The sequence below is a fragment of the Pseudoduganella plicata genome, from assembly GCF_004421005.1.
GTDB lineage: Bacteria > Pseudomonadota > Gammaproteobacteria > Burkholderiales > Burkholderiaceae_D > Rugamonas > Rugamonas plicata.
On sequence record NZ_CP038026.1, the window covers coordinates 4,060,817 to 4,077,044 of the forward strand.

General features: G+C 65.9%; 19 protein-coding genes and 1 tRNA gene. 13 read left to right on the plus strand and 7 right to left on the minus strand.

Annotation, left to right across the window (positions count from 1 at the left end):
- Nucleotides 1–10: 10 nt before the first annotated feature.
- The 3 genes from E1742_RS17765 to E1742_RS17775 all read left to right on the plus strand — a co-directional run bounded on the left by E1742_RS17765 (nt 11) and on the right by E1742_RS17775 (nt 1,353).
- Entirely contained in the window at nt 11–622 is a 612-nt protein-coding gene (locus tag E1742_RS17765; RefSeq protein WP_090436157.1) for a glutathione S-transferase N-terminal domain-containing protein, read from the plus strand.
- 77 nt (nt 623–699) lie between these two features.
- Entirely contained in the window at nt 700–1,218 is a 519-nt protein-coding gene (locus E1742_RS17770; protein ID WP_134386296.1) for a ClpXP protease specificity-enhancing factor, read from the plus strand.
- Nucleotides 1,219–1,277: 59 nt separating this feature from the next.
- Nucleotides 1,278–1,353: transfer RNA gene (locus E1742_RS17775), tRNA-Thr, on the plus strand.
- Between the two features lie 50 nt (nt 1,354–1,403).
- On the opposite strand, the gene E1742_RS17780 is transcribed toward E1742_RS17775, so the two are convergent.
- From E1742_RS17780 to E1742_RS17790, 3 genes are all read right to left on the minus strand, one after another.
- Nucleotides 1,404–2,969, minus strand: coding sequence for a TerC family protein (locus tag E1742_RS17780; RefSeq protein ID WP_134386297.1), 1,566 nt, complete (start codon nt 2,967–2,969; stop codon nt 1,404–1,406).
- A 105-nt stretch (nt 2,970–3,074) separates the two neighbouring features.
- Nucleotides 3,075–3,383, minus strand: coding sequence for a hypothetical protein (locus E1742_RS17785; RefSeq protein WP_134386298.1), 309 nt, complete (start codon nt 3,381–3,383; stop codon nt 3,075–3,077).
- 81 nt (nt 3,384–3,464) lie between these two features.
- A complete protein-coding gene (locus E1742_RS17790; protein ID WP_134386299.1) occupies nt 3,465–3,809 on the minus strand; it encodes a hypothetical protein in 345 nt (114 codons plus the stop codon).
- A 285-nt stretch (nt 3,810–4,094) separates the two neighbouring features.
- Here E1742_RS17790 and E1742_RS17795 point away from each other — a divergent pair, with 285 nt between their 5' ends.
- From E1742_RS17795 to crtB, 6 genes are read left to right on the plus strand one after another with little or no spacing between them, the layout of a single operon-like run.
- Nucleotides 4,095–5,090, plus strand: coding sequence for a polyprenyl synthetase family protein (locus E1742_RS17795; RefSeq protein ID WP_134386300.1), 996 nt, complete (start codon nt 4,095–4,097; stop codon nt 5,088–5,090).
- Nucleotides 5,091–5,099: 9 nt separating this feature from the next.
- Nucleotides 5,100–6,392 carry a glycosyltransferase gene (locus E1742_RS17800; RefSeq protein ID WP_134386301.1) on the plus strand — a complete coding sequence of 431 codons (1,293 nt, stop codon included), beginning with the start codon at nt 5,100–5,102 and terminating at the stop codon, nt 6,390–6,392.
- Nucleotides 6,389–6,583: a hypothetical protein gene (locus E1742_RS26875; RefSeq protein ID WP_229466897.1), complete on the plus strand. Its 195-nt coding sequence runs from the start codon at nt 6,389–6,391 to the stop codon at nt 6,581–6,583. Before E1742_RS17800 ends, E1742_RS26875 begins: the two co-directional genes overlap by 4 nt.
- Nucleotides 6,508–7,560 (plus strand): lycopene beta-cyclase CrtY, encoded by a 1,053-nt coding sequence (gene crtY, locus E1742_RS17805; protein WP_229466851.1) that lies wholly within the window; start codon nt 6,508–6,510, stop codon nt 7,558–7,560. Before E1742_RS26875 ends, crtY begins: the two co-directional genes overlap by 76 nt.
- A 6-nt stretch (nt 7,561–7,566) precedes the next feature.
- Nucleotides 7,567–9,054 carry a phytoene desaturase gene (locus E1742_RS17810; protein WP_134386302.1) on the plus strand — a complete coding sequence of 496 codons (1,488 nt, stop codon included), beginning with the start codon at nt 7,567–7,569 and terminating at the stop codon, nt 9,052–9,054.
- Nucleotides 9,051–10,001 carry a 15-cis-phytoene synthase CrtB gene (gene crtB, locus E1742_RS17815; RefSeq protein ID WP_134386303.1) on the plus strand — a complete coding sequence of 317 codons (951 nt, stop codon included), beginning with the start codon at nt 9,051–9,053 and terminating at the stop codon, nt 9,999–10,001. The genes E1742_RS17810 and crtB overlap by 4 nt, the downstream gene beginning before the upstream one ends.
- Here the strand turns inward: crtB and E1742_RS17820 are convergent.
- Nucleotides 9,922–10,431, minus strand: coding sequence for a sterol desaturase family protein (locus E1742_RS17820; RefSeq protein ID WP_134386304.1), 510 nt, complete (start codon nt 10,429–10,431; stop codon nt 9,922–9,924). The two genes, crtB and E1742_RS17820, sit on opposite strands and share 80 nt — an antisense overlap.
- A gap of 96 nt (nt 10,432–10,527) precedes the next feature.
- On the opposite strand from E1742_RS17820, the gene E1742_RS17825 reads away from it, so the two are divergent.
- The 4 genes from E1742_RS17825 (at nt 10,528) to E1742_RS17840 (ending at nt 13,921) form a co-directional block, all read left to right on the plus strand.
- Nucleotides 10,528–10,941 (plus strand): DUF2141 domain-containing protein, encoded by a 414-nt coding sequence (locus tag E1742_RS17825; protein ID WP_134386305.1) that lies wholly within the window; start codon nt 10,528–10,530, stop codon nt 10,939–10,941.
- Between the two features lie 108 nt (nt 10,942–11,049).
- Nucleotides 11,050–11,844 (plus strand): alpha/beta fold hydrolase, encoded by a 795-nt coding sequence (locus E1742_RS17830; RefSeq protein WP_134386306.1) that lies wholly within the window; start codon nt 11,050–11,052, stop codon nt 11,842–11,844.
- 1 nt (nt 11,845) lies between these two features.
- Complete coding sequence (locus E1742_RS17835) at nt 11,846–13,399, plus strand: hybrid sensor histidine kinase/response regulator (protein ID WP_134386307.1); 1,554 nt, start codon at nt 11,846–11,848, stop codon at nt 13,397–13,399.
- Nucleotides 13,400–13,591: 192 nt separating this feature from the next.
- Nucleotides 13,592–13,921 (plus strand): cupin domain-containing protein, encoded by a 330-nt coding sequence (locus tag E1742_RS17840; RefSeq protein WP_134386308.1) that lies wholly within the window; start codon nt 13,592–13,594, stop codon nt 13,919–13,921.
- A gap of 125 nt (nt 13,922–14,046) precedes the next feature.
- On the opposite strand, the gene E1742_RS17845 is transcribed toward E1742_RS17840, so the two are convergent.
- The 3 genes from E1742_RS17845 to secB form a co-directional block, all read right to left on the minus strand.
- Nucleotides 14,047–15,081, minus strand: coding sequence for an NAD(P)H-dependent glycerol-3-phosphate dehydrogenase (locus tag E1742_RS17845; protein WP_134386309.1), 1,035 nt, complete (start codon nt 15,079–15,081; stop codon nt 14,047–14,049).
- 1 nt (nt 15,082) lies between these two features.
- Nucleotides 15,083–15,526 carry an SH3 domain-containing protein gene (locus E1742_RS17850; protein ID WP_134386310.1) on the minus strand — a complete coding sequence of 148 codons (444 nt, stop codon included), beginning with the start codon at nt 15,524–15,526 and terminating at the stop codon, nt 15,083–15,085.
- 94 nt (nt 15,527–15,620) lie between these two features.
- Complete coding sequence (secB, locus tag E1742_RS17855; RefSeq protein WP_134386311.1) at nt 15,621–16,112, minus strand: protein-export chaperone SecB; 492 nt, start codon at nt 16,110–16,112, stop codon at nt 15,621–15,623.
- Nucleotides 16,113–16,228: the final 116 nt, after the last annotated feature.

The window sequence follows — 16,228 nt, forward strand, 5'->3', positions numbered from 1 at the left end:
AACTACCAAAATGATGGTTCTCTATTCGGGCACCACCTGCCCATTTTCCCAGCGCTGCCGTCTGGTTCTGTTCGAAAAAGGCATGGATTTCGAAGTGCGCGACGTCGACCTGTTCAACAAGCCGGAAGACATTTCGACGATGAACCCGTACGGCCAGGTCCCGATCCTCGTCGAACGTGAACTGATCCTGTACGAATCGAACATCATCAACGAATACATCGACGAGCGCTTCCCGCATCCCCAGCTGATGCCGGCCGATCCGCTGATGCGCGCCCGCGCCCGCCTGATGCTGTTCAACTTCGAGAAAGAGCTGTTCGTTCACGTGCACACGCTGGAAAGCGAACGCAACAAGACGAACGACAAGAGCCACGACAAGGCGCGCGCCGAAATCCGCGACCGCCTGACCACGCTGGCACCGCTCTTCCTGAAGAACAAGTACATGCTGGGCGACGAGTTCTCGATGCTGGACGTGGCCGTGGCGCCGCTGCTGTGGCGCCTGGACCACTACGGCATCGAACTGTCGAAGACGGCCGCGCCACTGATGAAATATGCGGAGCGCATCTTCTCGCGTCCTGCGTACATCGAAGCGCTGACCCCGTCCGAGAAAGTGATGCGCCGGTAATCGGCGCTTTCGCGTAAGCTTTTGCAACACCGGGGCCGTCCGCGGCCCCGCATCGTTACCGTCTCCAATAGTCCCCTATGTCCGAAATCTCCACCAAGCCCTACATGCTGCGTGCCATCTACGAATGGTGCACCGACAGCGGCTACACGCCTTACCTGGCCGTGAAAGTCGATTCGGCCACGACCGTGCCGATGGAATACGTCAAGAAGGGCGAGATTGTCCTCAATATCAGCTACGGCGCCACGTCCGGCCTGAAGATGGACAACGACAGCATCCGCTTCCACGCCCGCTTTGGCGGCGTCTCGCGCGAAATCTACGTCCCGGTGAATAACGTGATGGCCATCTACGCCAACGAAAATGGCCAGGGCATGGCCTTCGAGCCTGTTCTGGGCGCGTCAAGCCCGGCACCGTCCGGCCCGACCGCCGTGGAAGAAACGGCAGCACCGATCCTGTCTTCGGTCCCGCCACCATCGGCAGCCCCGGCGCTGGCCCCGGCGCCAACCCCGGCATCGCGCAACGGCGATGACAACGGCCCGGACGACGGCGGCGACGCCCCGAAAAAGGGCGGACGACCCACCCTGACACGTATCAAATAGCGTATAATTCTCGACCGTAAGGGACCTGCGGCAACACGGCAGGGCACCCGACCAGTTACGCCGGCTTAGCTCATTTGGTAGAGCAGTTGATTTGTAATCATCAGGTGGCCAGTTCGAAACCGGCAGCCGGCACCAGAATGTGCAAAAGCCCAGCCTTCATGGCTGGGCTTTTTTGCTTTCAGACGTCAGGAAGTTTCTTCTTCCGCCACTGTGCTTAGGCGGCTGACCCGTACCCGCGCGATCCGCCGGTCTTCCATCGCCAGGATTTCAAAGCGTAATCCATCGAGCTCGATGACCGCGCCTGGGGCCGGGAAGGTCTCGAATCGGGCCAGCAGGAATCCGGCCAGCGACGTGTAATCGCTCCCTTCCACCACCAGCGCATCGGTCTCCAGCATTTGCTGCAGCAAATGCAGGTCGGCCGAGCCATCGACTTCCCACATGCCCGGCCCTTGCGGACGCACGGTCGGCTGTTCGTCCTCATCGGGGAATTCGCCGGCGATGGCTTCCAGGATGTCGATCGGTGTCAGCAGTCCCTGCACGGTGCCGTATTCGTCCGATACGAGCACCAGCTGGCCATGCGCGCGCTTGAGCGTTTCCATCGCCTTCAACACGCCGGATGTTTCCGGCAGCACGATGGGTGCCCTGAGCGGTCTCTCGGGCGAGACGTCAATCCGCTGCCGCAGGATCAGCTCGCTGATCAGGTCCTTCGTGCGGGCGATGCCAAGTACGTTGTCGATGTCGCCGCGGCAGACAGGCACCAGGCTGTGTGGCGTCTCCTGGAGCTGGCGCAGGACGGTGGCGCAGTCCTGTTCCAGATTCACCCACGACATCTCCGAGCGCGGCGTCATGATCGAGCGGATCGACCGGTCGGCCAGTGTCAGCACACCGCTGACCATATTGCGCTCTTCGACGGCAAAGACTTCCTCGACGGGCTGCGCCTCGTCCGTCTCAGCGTCCGCTGCGGCACGGCGCCGCCGGTTGCCCAGCAGGCGCAGCACCGAGTTGGCCGTGCGTTCCCGAAACGGCACCCGGGCCTCGTTTTTCAGCAGGTTGCGGCGGGCGAACTGGTTGAACGCTTCGATCACGATCGAGAAGCCGATGGCGGCGTACAGGTAGCCTTTCGGGATATGGAAGCCCAGGCCTTCGGCGATCAGGCTCAGGCCGATCATCAGCAGGAAGCTCAGGCACAGCACGACGACGGTCGGGTGCGCGTTCACGAAGCGGGTCAGCGCCTTCGACGCCAGGATCATCACGCCGATCGAGATCACGACAGCGGCCATCATCACGCCCAGCTGGTCGACCATCCCTACTGCCGTGATCACGGCGTCCAGCGAAAAGACGGCGTCGAGCACGACGATCTGCGCCACGACGGCGGCAAAGCTGGCATAGCCTTTTCCGTTGGCGGACGAGTGCGTCACCCCTTCCAGCCGCTCATGCAACTCGACGGTAGCCTTGAACAGCAAAAACACGCCGCCGAGTAAAAGGATCAGGTCCCGTCCGGAAAAACTCAGCGGTCCTACGGCAAACAGGGGCGTCGTCAGCGTGACGAGCCAGGACACGATCGTCAGCAGTCCCAGCCGCATACCCATCGCCAGTGACAGGCCCAGCAGGCGCGCCTTGTCGCGTTGGTGCGGGGGCAGCTTTTCTGCCAGGATCGCGATAAAAATCAGATTATCGATACCAAGGACGATTTCCAGCAGTATCAACGTGAACAAACCGACCCAGATGGTCGGGTCAGACAGCCATTCCATTCCATCACCTCAAAAATGTTGACGATCGTCGGCCGTACCCGGCAGCGGGCATGGCCGAAACACGCCGTACCCCGTCAGGCGGGGTGTCGGCGCCAGCAGTTGGCGTCAGCCGCGGCGCGGCGGTGGAACAGGAGGGGACGTGGAATGAAGGTGCCGCAGCGCGTCGTGCGGCACGGCGGCGCGACCGGTCGAGCCAGCCAGGCATGGGTCCGCGGGGCGGTCGACAATGCCATTCATGTCGCCGGCCGTGGGCGGTTCATCGGGGTCCAGATCGCAGACATCCTTGCATTCGAATGTGTCCGCCAGGATCGATTGCCCGGCCGCATTCCCATGCATCGACGCAACAGACGTGGACAGCGCAAGCACGTTCAGGGGAAACAACAGGATCAGGAAGATGACGAGAAATCGTCTCATAAGACGCACGAATGCGGGGCGGGGCACATGATCGGGCCAGTATAGCATGGGCCCTGCGGTGGCCGCAGGGCAGGACCGGCGTCACGTCACCCGCGCCACCTTGCACCCCCGCTTCACCTGAGCCGTCTCGATGGCCTCGACTTCCCCCTTCAGCTTCGCCACATCCCCCGCGTGGTCCCCGCTCAGCTTGCTTGCCGGAACCAGCACGAAAAACACCGTTGCCGCGTCCATATTCGCTTTCGAATCCTGCATCGCCGAGACCTTCTGCAGTTGCGAGCGGGCGTCGGCCAGGTAGGTGGACAGTTGCGCGCAGTCGTTGCCGCTGTATTTTTCATGCGACACGAACGACGCCGCGATGCTTTCCGGACGTGAAGCGCAAGCCGTCAGGCCGAGGGCCGCGAGCGCGGCAATGGTGAGTGATTTCATCGACATCCCCTTTGGTTGTGAACAGGAGTGCGCATGTTAGCGACGGGATGCAGGCCATTTTTCGGAAAATATCAGCACTTCTGCCAGGATTTTGTATCGATATTGGTTGTTTCTGTTCGGAACCGAACTGCTGACCCGGCTTTGCCCCGGCCGGCAGGATGCTATCGACCGGACAGGCGGCATTTGAGGTCCGCACCGTTGAATGCATAACCAATTATCAAAAACGTTCCGGTATCATCGAACGAAGGGTTATCACACTTACACGAACTCGGCAGAAGGATTGGCATGGTGACAGAGACGCGGCGGTTCAGCGGGTTCGACGTGGACCGGGGCAACGATCCTGCGGCCCAGCTTCACGCTCTCCGGCAGGAGATCGACGAGCGCATCGAAGCGCTGCTGACGGAGGGCGGCGACAGTGCCGACCTGCTGGCTGGCGCCATGCGCGCCGGCGCGCTGGGCAGCGGCAAGCGCATGCGCCCCCTGCTGCTGATGCTGGTTGCGCGCGACCTGGGCTGCACGTCGCCCGGACTGATCGACGTCGCCTGTGCCGTCGAGATGGTGCATGCCGCGTCGCTCGTGCTGGACGATATGCCGTGCATGGACGACGCCCGGCTGCGCCGCGGCAAGCCGGCCGTGCACGTGCAGTTCGGCGAGGATGTCGCCATCCTGGCCGCCATCGGCCTGCTCAGCCGAGCGTTCTGCGTGCTGTCCTCCGCTGCGGACATTCCGCCGGCGATCCGCACGCGGCTCGTCTGCACGCTGTCGCAGACGATCGGCACGCAGGGCCTCGTGCGCGGCCAGTTTCTGGACCTGCACGGCGGCCAGCGCTCGGCCGAGGAAATCGCCACCACCAATGAGCTGAAAACGGGTGTGCTGCTGGGTGTCGCCGTCGAGATGGCGGCCATTGTGGCGCAGGCCGACGAGGGCGTCACGCAATCGCTGCACGCCTTTGCGCTGGCGGCCGGTCAGGCGTTCCAGATCCGCGACGACTTTGCCGACAGCAGCGACAGCGCCATCACCGGCAAGGACACGGGCAAGGACGTGGGCAAGGCCACCTTCATCAACACGCTGGGCCACGACGAGGCGCAGCGGCGCCTGGCGAAGTACCTGCGCGACGCCGAGAAGCACCTGGACGATGCGCTCGGGCCGCATCAGGACACCCGCCGCTTCGTCGGCAGCCTGTTCCAGCAAGCCCGGGGCCACATCCGCCTCGTGCCAGAGCCCATCGTCGCCCGACCCGGCGCGGAGAGCGCCGCCGCCTGCCTGGACGCCCGTGGCTGAAAGCAGCACATGACGCACACCGGTGCGCATTTCGCCGTCGTCGCGCCCGCCTTCCACAGCCATTTCAACGCGCTGGCGGCGCTGGCGCTGGCATTGATCGAACGGGGCCACCGCGTCACGTTCGTGCACCGCCCCGACGCAGCGGCGTTCGTGACCGATTCCCGCATCGGCTTTCATGCCGTGGGCGCGGCCAGTCATCCTCCCGGTTCGTTACAGGCAGCATTACGGCGCGCGGCCAATCCCGGCGGCCCGCTGGGGCTGCGCCGCGTGATTATCGACATGGCCGACAGCACGGCCATGCTGTGCCGCGAACTGCCGGCCGCGCTGGCAAGCCTGCATGTCGATGCGGTCATCGCCGACCAGATGGAGGCGGCGGGCGCCCTGGCGGCCGAAGCGGCCGGCCTGCCGTTCGTGTCGGTGGCGTGCGCCTTGCCCGTCAACCGCGAGCCCGGGCTGCCGCTGCCCGTGATGCCGTTCCCATGGGGCGACGACGAGCGGGCGCTGAAGATGGCCGAAGGCAGCACGCGCGTGTACGACTGGTGCATGGCGCCGCACCGTCGCGTCATCGAGAGCGAGAGCCGGCGGCTCGGCATTCCCGTGCGCGGCATGCTGCACGAATGCCTGTCGCCGCTGGCACAGATCAGCCAGACGACAGTATCGTTCGACTTCCCGCGCCGCCGTTTGCCGCGCCATTTCCACCACGTGGGCCCGCTGCGCCACGCCACCATCCACGCGCAGACAGCCCTGCCGCTGGTCGATCCGGGCCGGCCGTTCGTCTTCGCCTCGCTGGGGACCATGCAGGGCGGGCGTTTCGGGCTGTTCAGGCGCATCGCAAGCGCCTGCCGGCAGCTCGATGTGCAGCTGCTGGTGGCGCACTGCGGCGGCCTCACGCCACGGCAGGCCGATGACGTCCGGCGCGCCGGCGCCACGTGGATCTGCGCGTTCGCGCCGCAACAGGCCGCGCTGGCGCGGGCGGACGCCGTCGTCACGCATGCGGGACTGAACACAGTGCTTGACGCCATCGCCGCGCGCACGCCGATGCTGGCGCTGCCGATCGCGTTCGACCAGCCCGGCGCGGCCGCGCGCATCGTGCATGCAGGTGTCGGCCTGCGCGCGTCCGCGCGCTTTGCCGGCGCCGGCAAGCTGGCATCGCACCTGCGGCAACTGCTGGACGGTGCGGCGTTTGCGCCACGGCTGGCGGCGCTGGCCGACGACGTGATCAACGCCGGCGGCGCGCCCCGCGCAGCCGATATCGTGGAAGCGGCGGTGAAGGTGCGCAGCGGCGCGAGGGCGATGGCATGACCCCGGCCTACGATGTGATGCTGGCCGGCGGCGGCCTGGCCAATGGCCTGATCGCGTGGCGGCTGCGCACGCTGCGGCCCGGTCTGCGCCTGCTGGTGCTGGAGGGGGCGACCGGCTGGGCGGCAACCACACGTGGTCGTTCCACGACAGCGATGTCGATGCGGCGCAGCGCGCGTGGCTGGCGCCGTTGATCTCGGCGCACTGGCCGAGGTATGACGTACGCTTCCCCGAGGTCACGCGCACGCTGGAAAGCGGTTACGCGTGCATCGCTTCCGATCGGTTTGCCGATGTCGTCGGCGCTGCGCTGGGCACGGCATTGCGCACCGGCGTGCGGACCAGGATCGTCACGCCGAATTCCGTCACGCTGGAAGACGGCACGGTACTGAGCGCCCATGCCGTCATCGACGGGCGCGGCGCGCGTGCCAGCGCTCATCTCGCGCTGGGCTACCAGACCTTTCTCGGCCAGGAAGTGCGGCTGGCGGCGCCACATGGCCTCAGCGCTCCCGTCATCATGGATGCCGGCGTCGCCCAGCAGGGCGGCTACCGCTTCGTCTACCTGCTGCCGTTCGGCCCGGACCGCGTGCTGATCGAGGATACCCATTATGTCGACAGCGCAGCCTGGGAGCCCGAGCGGTTGCGCGCCAATATCGCAGCCTACGCGGCAGCGCGCGGCTGGCGCATCGACGCGGTGCTGCGCGAAGAACACGGCTCGTTGCCCATCGTGCTGGCCGGCGACTTCGAACGCTTCTGGGCCGAGCTGGGCGACCAGCCCTGCAGCGGGCTGCGCGCCAGCCTTTTTCATCCGACCACCGGCTATTCGCTGCCCCATGCGGTGCGCCTGGCGGACCGGATTGCGGCGGAGCCGGACCTGTCCGCGCCTGCGCTGTTTGCCGCCACGCGCCTCGAGGCGCAAGACGCGTGGCGCGGCCAGCGCTTCTTCCGCCTGCTCAACCGCATGCTGTTCCTGGCCGGCCGCCCGGACGAGCGCTGGCGCGTGATGCAGCGCTTTTACCGCTTGCCGGCGCCGCTGATCGCCCGCTTCTATGCCGGCCGCCTGAGCCTGCGCGACAAGGCGCGCATCGTTTCCGGCAAGCCGCCCGTACCCGTCGTGGAGGCACTGCTGGCGGCACGCCAGGTGCATCCCCGTCAGATCAGAAAAAACCAATGAGGACCCATGAGTGAAATGAAGAAGGCCGTCGTGATCGGCGCCGGGTTCGGCGGGCTGGCGCTGGCCATCCGCCTGCAGGCTGGCGGCGTGCAGACCACGCTGCTGGAAAAGCGCGACAAGCCGGGCGGCCGCGCCTACGTCTACCAGGACCAGGGCTTCACGTTCGATGCCGGCCCCACCGTCATCACCGATCCTTCCGCCATCGAGGAGCTGTTCGCCGCGGCGGGCAGGAAGATGTCGGACTACGTCGAGATGCTGCCGGTGGCGCCGTTCTACCGCCTGTGCTGGGAAGACGGCAGCCATTTCGATTACGCCAACGACCAGGAGGCGCTGGACCGCCAGATCCACGCGCGTAATCCGGCGGACGTGCAGGGTTACCAGCGCTTCCTGGCGTATTCGAAAGCCGTGTTCGACGAGGGCTACCTGAAGCTGGGCGCTGTGCCGTTCCTGTCGTTCCGCGACATGATCAGCGCCGGCCCGCAACTGGCGCGGCTGGAAGCCTGGAAGAGCGTCTACGGCATCGTCTCGCGCTTCATCGCCGACGAGCAGCTGCGCCAGGCGTTTTCGTTCCACTCGCTGCTCGTGGGCGGCAATCCGTTTGCCACGTCGTCGATCTACACGCTGATCCACGCGCTGGAACGGCGCTGGGGCGTGTGGTTCCCGCGCGGCGGCACCGGAGCGCTGGTCAATGGACTGGTGCGGCTGTTCCAGGACATCGGCGGACGCATCGAACTCAATGCCCCGGTCGCCGCCATCGACACGCGCGATGGCCGCGCCAGCGGCGTGCGGCTGGAAGACGGCCGCCGTTTCGACGCCGATGCGGTGGCATCGAATGCGGACGTCGTCCACACCTACGACAAGCTGCTGGGCCATCATCCGCGCGGCGCGGCGCAGAGCCGCGCGCTGCAGAAAAAACGCTTCAGCAATTCGCTGTTTGTGCTGTACTTCGGCCTGAACCAGCACCACAAGCAATTGCAGCACCACACCGTCTGCTTCGGACCGCGCTACCGTGAGCTGATCCAGGACATCTTCAAGGGCGATACGCTGGCCGACGATTTCTCGCTGTACCTGCACGCGCCATGCGTGACCGACCCGTCGCTGGCGCCACCGGGCTGCGGCAGCCATTACGTGCTGGCGCCCGTGCCGCACCTGGGCAACGCGCCGATCGACTGGGCGGTGGAAGGACCGCGCTACCGCGACCGCATCTTCGACTACCTGGAGAAACGCTATATGCCTGGCCTGCGCAGCCAGCTCGTCACGAGCCGCATCTTCACGCCGCTGGACTTCCGCAACGAGCTCAATGCCCACGTGGGTTCGGCGTTCTCGCTGGAGCCGATCCTGACGCAAAGCGCGTGGTTCCGTCCCCACAACCGCGATGCCGAGCTGGCAAATCTCTACCTCGTCGGCGCCGGTACCCATCCCGGTGCCGGCGTGCCGGGCGTGATCGGATCGGCCAAGGCGACGGCGGGGCTGATGCTGGCGGAGGGCGCATGAGCGCGCAGGTCAATCCGACCTTGCTGCAGCACGCGACGACCACGATCAACGTCGGCTCCAAGAGTTTCGCGGCGGCGGCGCGGCTGTTCGATCCGGCCACGCGACGCAGTGTGCTGATGCTGTATGCATGGTGCCGCCACTGCGACGATGTCGTTGACGGCCAGGAGCTCGGATTCAACACGGCGACGCGGCCCGACGCGGCGCGCGAGCTGGCGCTGCTGCGCGAGCAGACCAGGCTTGCCTACGCGGGCGCCACGATGGCCGACCCGGCGTTTGCCGCCTTCCAGGAAGTGGCGCTGCGCCATGCGATCCCGCCGAAGTTCGCCTTCGACCACCTCGATGGCTTCGCGATGGACGTCGCCGACGCGCGCTACGAAAGCATCGACGACACGCTGCGCTACTGCTACCACGTGGCCGGTGTCGTCGGCCTGATGATGGCATCGATCATGGGCGTGCACGACCCGCGCGTGCTGGACCGCGCCTGCGATCTCGGCCTGGCCTTCCAGCTGACCAATATCGCCCGCGACATCGTCGAGGATGCCGGTATGGGCCGTTGCTACCTGCCCGCGCAGTGGCTGCGCGAGGCGGGCATCGCGCCTGACGAGGTGGCGCTGCCGCGGCATCGCGCGGCGCTGGCACAGGTGGCGGCGCGGCTGGTCGACTACGCCGAGCCGTACTACGATTCGGCCGCCGCCGGCATCGCGGCACTGCCGCTGCGCTCCGCGTGGGCGATAGCGACGGCGCGCTACGTCTACCGGCAGATCGGCATCGAAGTGAAACGCCGCGGCGCGCACGCGTGGGATGCGCGCGCCGGCACCTCGAAGGCGGCGAAATTGTGGCTGCTGGGGAAAGGCGGCGTGCGCGCGCTTACGTCGCGTCTTCGCAGCGCGCCGATGCGTCCGGACGGTCTGTGGCAGCGTCCCGCCGTTGCTGCAACTGGCGCTTGAGCTTCGCGGCGGGTGGCGCGTACAGGAAGCCGAACGACACGGCGCCTTCCTTGCTTGCCACCGCGTGATGCAGGCGGTGCGCCTGGTACAGCCGCTTCAGGTAGCCCCGCCGCGGCACATAGCGGAACGGCCAGCGCCCGTGCACCAGGCCGTCGTGGGCGACGAAATACAGCAAGCCATAGGCCGTCATGCCGGCACCGATCCATTCCAGCGGATGGTGGCCGCGCGTGCCGGCATAGATCAGCGCGATGGCGATGCCGGCAAAGACGATGGCATACAGGTCGTTTTTCTCGAACCAGCCCGTGCGCGGTTCGTGGTGCGACTTGTGCCACCCCCAGCCGAAACCGTGCATCACGTACTTGTGCGCCACGATGGAGAACAGCTCCATCAGCACAACGGTGATGACAACGATAAGCGCGTTCGATAGCATGATTGGAAAGGCAATGACAATGCGTCGAGCCTAACACAGGCGCCTGCCGCACAGTTGCGCGGCGGGCACCATGACCAGTTCAACCAAGGAGACTTCATGCCGTTACCGCTTCGCCCTGTTGTGATTCCCCTGCTGCTGGCGTTGGGCGCTCAAGCGGCCGCCGCGACCGTCGAGGTGCGCGTCTCCGCCGTTGGCCCGAAAGGAAAAGTGAACGTGGCCGTGTGCGACCGCGAGCGCTTCCTCAAGGAGTGCGCCTATAGCGCATCCGTGGCCGCGCAGCCGGGCACCACGACCGTCACCGTGTCGAACGTCCCGCCCGGAACGTGGGTAGTGCTGGCCTACCAGGACGAAAACGACAACGGCAAGCTCGATCGCAACCTGATCGGCATTCCCAGCGAGAACTACGGCTTCAGCCGCGACGCGGCGGGGCGCTTTGGCCCGCCCAAGTTCGACGATGCGGCGATCGAAGTGAGCGGCCAGACGACAATTGCGGCCATCAAACTGCATTGATGTCGCGTTGTCCAGGACACGGAGCCGGCATGCATGACGCGCTGCAGGGCTGGCGTGTTGACTGTTAGAATGGCAGGCTTTGCTGACACAACCAACGATTGCGTATCCATGACCCTGCAGCGAAAACATAACATCAACGTCCTCGGGGAAGGCCCGGCCATCGTGCTTCTGCATGGCTTCGGCTGCGACCAGAACATGTGGCGTCTTGTCGTGCCCGCGTTCGCGCGCAACCACACGGTGATCCTGTACGACCTCGTGGGCAGCGGCCAATCCGAACTGGCCGCATACGATCACGAAAAATACGGCACCCTGCACGGCCACGCGGACGACCTGCTCGACATCGTACGCAGCATGACGACGGAGCCGGTGACGGTGATCGGCCACTCCGTCAGCGCGATGATCGCCCTGCTGGCGGTCAACAAGGCCCCAGAGCTGTTCACGGCGCAGGTGATGGTGGGACCGTCGGCCTGCTATATCGACGATGGCGACTACCGCGGCGGCTTCTCGCGCGCGGATATCGACGAGCTGCTGGAAACGATGGAAGGCAATTACCTGGGTTGGTCCAGCGCCGTGGCGCCGCAGATCATGGGCGCGCCCGACCGGCCCGACCTGCGCGAAGAGCTGACCAACAGCTTCTGCCGCACCGACCCCGACATCGCCAAGCATTTCGCCCGCGTCACGTTCCTGTCGGATCACCGTGCCGACCTGGCGCACTGCCGCTTGCCGACCCTGATCCTGCAATGCACCGACGATTTCGTGGCGCCGGTCGAGGTAGGCGAGTACATCCACCGTGCCATTCCCGGCAGTGAGTACGTGCTGATCGAGAACACAGGCCACTGTCCTCACCTGAGCGCACCGGATGCCAGTGTGGCGGCCATCCGCCGCTTCGTTCAACGCGGCTGACATGGGCGGCCCCGTTGCGCCGGACGATAACGCGGCCTGGCTGCGGGCACCGTGCGGCTTGCTGACGGCGGCGTCAAACGGGCTGATCGGCCGCGCCAACGACACATTCTGCAACTGGCTGGGCTACCGACGCGACGAACTGGAAGGGCGAAAAAAGTTCTCCGACCTGCTGCCGATAGGCGCGCGCCTGTTCCACCAGACCCACTGGCAGCCGCTGTTGCAGATGCAGGGCTCGATTGCGGAAGTCCAGCTTGACCTCATCCACAGCGACGGGCGGCGTATTCCAATGTTGCTCAATGTCATCCGCCGCGACGGTGCCGATGGGGTTATGGATGAGATCGGCGCGATGGTGGCGACCGACCGCAAGAAATACGAGCGCGAGCTGCTGGCGGCACGCCAGCGCGCCGAGACGGCAGAGGCGGGCCAGCGTGCCCTGAACGAAGAGCTGGCGCGCGAGCACCGCCGCAAGGACGAATTCATCGCCACGCTGGCCCACGAGCTGCGCAACCCGCTGGCACCCTTTGCCAACGTGCTGGAAGTGCTGCGGCTGCGGCCGGACGACGCGGCGATGTGCCGCTGGGGTTACGAGGTACTGGAGCGCCAGCTGGGCCAGCTGACGCACCTCGTCGACGATCTGCTGGAGGTATCGCGCATCACGCAGGGCAAGCTGGTGCTGCGGCGCGAGCACGTCGAACTGAATGAGATACTGACCAGCGCAGCGGAGTCGGCGCTGCCGGCCATTCAGAAGGCACGGCAGCAGCTGGCGACGTCGATGCCGCCCGTCCCGCTGACGATCGACGGCGACCGCACCCGCCTGACACAGATTTTCAGCAACCTGCTCAACAATGCGTGCAAGTTCACCCCCGAGGGTGGCACGCTCGGGCTGGCCGTGTCGGTCACCGATGGCACCGCCGTCGTGGAAGTGTCGGATACGGGCAGCGGCATTCCGCCGGAACAGCTCGAGCGCATCTTCGACATGTTTTCGCAGCTCGAGTCGCCGTTGGCCCGCTCGACGGGCGGCCTCGGCATCGGCCTGGCACTGGTCAAGGGCCTGACGGCTCTCCACGGCGGCACGGTCACGGCGCGCAGCGCGGGACTGGGCCAGGGCAGCGTATTCCAGGTGACCTTGCCGTTGGCGCAGGGCGTGACTGTCGCGACCCCGGCCGTGACGCGGCAGGAATCCGTGCGCAAGTCGCGCGTGGTCATCATCGACGACAACGTCGACGCGGCCGAAACGCTGGTCATGGCCCTGGACATGCTGGGCCATACGGCGCAGTGCGCCCACACGGGGCTGGACGGATTGCGCTTGCTGGAGCAGACGGCGCCGGACTGCGCCCTGATCGATATCGGCCTGCCCGATATCGACGGCTATGAACTGGTACGCCGCGTTCGCGCCGCGCCGTGGGGCCGGGAGATTGTGCTGCTCGCCGTGACCGGCTGGGGCCAGGACAGCGACAAGCAGGCCGCCGCGCAGGCCGGCTTTAACGCCCACTTCACCAAGCCCATCGATTTCACGAAGCTGGACGCGGCGATCGGCGAACTGCTGGGGCGCTGAGGCCGCCCAGCTGCGGCGCAAACTGGCGGTGCGCATCGCCCAGCGTGCCGGGCCGGCGGGCGGGAAAGGTCAGCAGGGCAATGTGTAAGGCCATGGAAACGCTCCCGGCAGGATGCCGCACGGTAGCGGCGCGTCATCCGGCGCGCCATGCTGCTAACATGACGTTATCAGTACACTAACAGGAGCGTTTCGATGGCTTTACAACACGCCACGTCCGGGCAAGTGGTCGCGCTGCGGCGCGCCGATGAAGATATGTCGCAGTTCTCGTCGATCGCCATTGCGAAGACGGAACAGCTGGAACTGATCCGTCTCGTGCTGCCGGCCGGCAAAACGATGCCCGAACACTGGGTACGCGGCCAGGTCACGCTGGTCTGCCTGACGGGCGCCATCGCGGTCGAGGCCCATGGCCGCACGGCCGTGCTGCACGATGGCGAGATGCTGTACCTGGAGGGTGGGGCGGCCCATGCGCTGCGGGCAGAGCAGGATTCGGTGGCGTTGCTGACGATTGTGCTGAAAGACTAGTAGTCGGCGGGGCAGGCCGCACGGTCTATTACCGACGCAGTGTCTTTTCCCACGTTTGGCGGGAAGTGTTGGGCCGGGGCCGCCACGGGCACGAATGCCCGGACGTGCCGGTTCCCGCAATCATATTACGTCGTCTCGTCGCGCGGGTCGCGCGCCAGCATCCGCGTCACCATATCCTGCGGCCGCTCGCCGTCGAACAGCACCGCGGCAACGGCGTTGGTGATCGGCATCTCCACACCCAGCCGGGCGGCCAGCTCGCGCACGGCCTTGGCGCACGGCACCCCTTCGGCCACGTGGCCCAGTTCCGTCACGATGGTGTCGAGTGCCTTGCCTTGCGCCAGGCCGAGTCCGACGCGGCGGTTGCGCGACAGGTCTCCCGTGCAGGTCAGGATCAGGTCGCCCATCCCCGTCAGGCCCATGAATGTTTCGATATTGCCGCCCAATGTGGTGCCCAGCCGGGTCACTTCGGCCAGGCCCCGCGTGATCAGCGCGGCGCGCGCGTTCAGGCCCAGTCCAAGTCCGTCGGCGACGCCGGTGGCGATGGCCATCACGTTCTTGACGGCGCCGCCCACTTCCACGCCGACCAGGTCGTCGCTGGAGTACACCCGCATCGTGCCGCCATGCACGGCGGCGACAACGCCGTCGCGCAGCGCGGCGGAGGTGGAGGCAATCGTCAGCGCGCACGGCAGGCCGCGCGCCACTTCCTGCGCAAACGACGGGCCGGACAGCGCGCCGCTGGCAATGCCGGTGCCCAGCACGTCGCGGAAGATCTGGTGCGGCAGCAGGCCCGTGTCGTATTCGAAACCCTTGCACAGCCAGATCAGGTTGGGGATCGGCCGGCCTTTGAGACTTTCCAGCAGCGGACGCAGGCCGGCCACCGGGCAGGCGGCGATCAGCAGGCCCTCGTCGCCGTCCGCGTCACGGAACGTGTGGGCGACGGCGGCGTCGAAATCGGTGCACACCTGCAGCCCGTCCGGGAACGGATAGCCGGGCAGGTAATGGGTGTTCTCTCCCGCGCTGGCGATCTCGTCCATCGCAGCCGTATTACGGCCCCACAGCAGAACGTCGTGCCGGGCGGCGACGGCAATGGCGACGGCCGTGCCCCAGGCGCCGGCGCCCAGCACGCTGATGCGGCGCCGGGTCGTGTTTTGGTCTTGCATGTCAGTTGCCCCAGATTTCGCTGCTGCGCACGAAGCCCGTGAGGCCGTCGCGGTGACGTACGCGTGTCCAGCCGTTCGCCCCCGGTTCCAAAAGTTCCAGCAGCACGCCCTTGTCGGCGATGAATACCACGGCGGAAGCCTCGTCCTCGGCACTGCGCACTTTGGTGTTGGCGGCGCGCGCCACGACATTGCGCTTGGCGGTCAGCCCGCGCAGCGGCGTCCAGGCGGTGTCGCCGTTGACGTCGCGCACCTTGACCCAGTCGCCATAGGCCAGCACGATTTCCAGCGGGGCGCCGCGCGGCACGATGTACAGCTTGTGGCCCTTGGTCGAGGGCGCGTCATACAACACGGCGGGCGCCGTGCCGACCGTCTTGAAATCTGCCGCGAGGCCGGCGCCACAGGCCAGCGACAATACGGCCCCGATTATCAAACGGGTAAGAGTCATTGCAAAAAACTTTCGTTCAAAATGATCAAAGGCCACAAGGGCCTTTGATTGGGGGACTGCGGCCAGGCCGCGGTCCCGATCGCGTTCGGTGCAATTACTGAACGGTGTTGGTGCCTTCGGCTGGCGTCGAACCGCCGGCAGCGGCTTGCTGTTCGGCGATGGCCTGCAGACGCTGCTGGTAGAACACCTCGAAATTGATCTCGGCCAGGTGCACTGGCGGGAAGCCGGCACGGGTGATCAGGTCGGCGATGTTGGCGCGCAGGTACGGGTACACGATGTTCGGGCAGCCGATGCCCAGCAGCGGGTCCAGCTGTTCGTTCGGGATGTTGCGGGCTTCGAAGATACCGGCTTGCTTGCCTTCGACCAGGAAAGCGACCTTGTCCTTGATCTTGGCGGTCACGGTGATCGTGACGGTCGATTCGAAAATGCCTTCAGCCAGGGGCGCGGCGCCCACGTCCAGGGCGACTTCGATCGATGGGGCTTCCTGTTCCAGGAAGATCGCCGGGGAGTTCGGCTGTTCCAGCGACATGTCTTTCAGGTAGACGCGTTGGATTTGGAATACTGGTTGCTGATTTTCGTCGGACATGGAACGCTTTCAATGAATTGGACAGTGGGTCAACTATTTTGTGCCCGACCACGATGGGCCGGGCCAAACGCGAGGCAATTGTAGCAAAACAAATATGTTTGCGACCCTTTTTATGC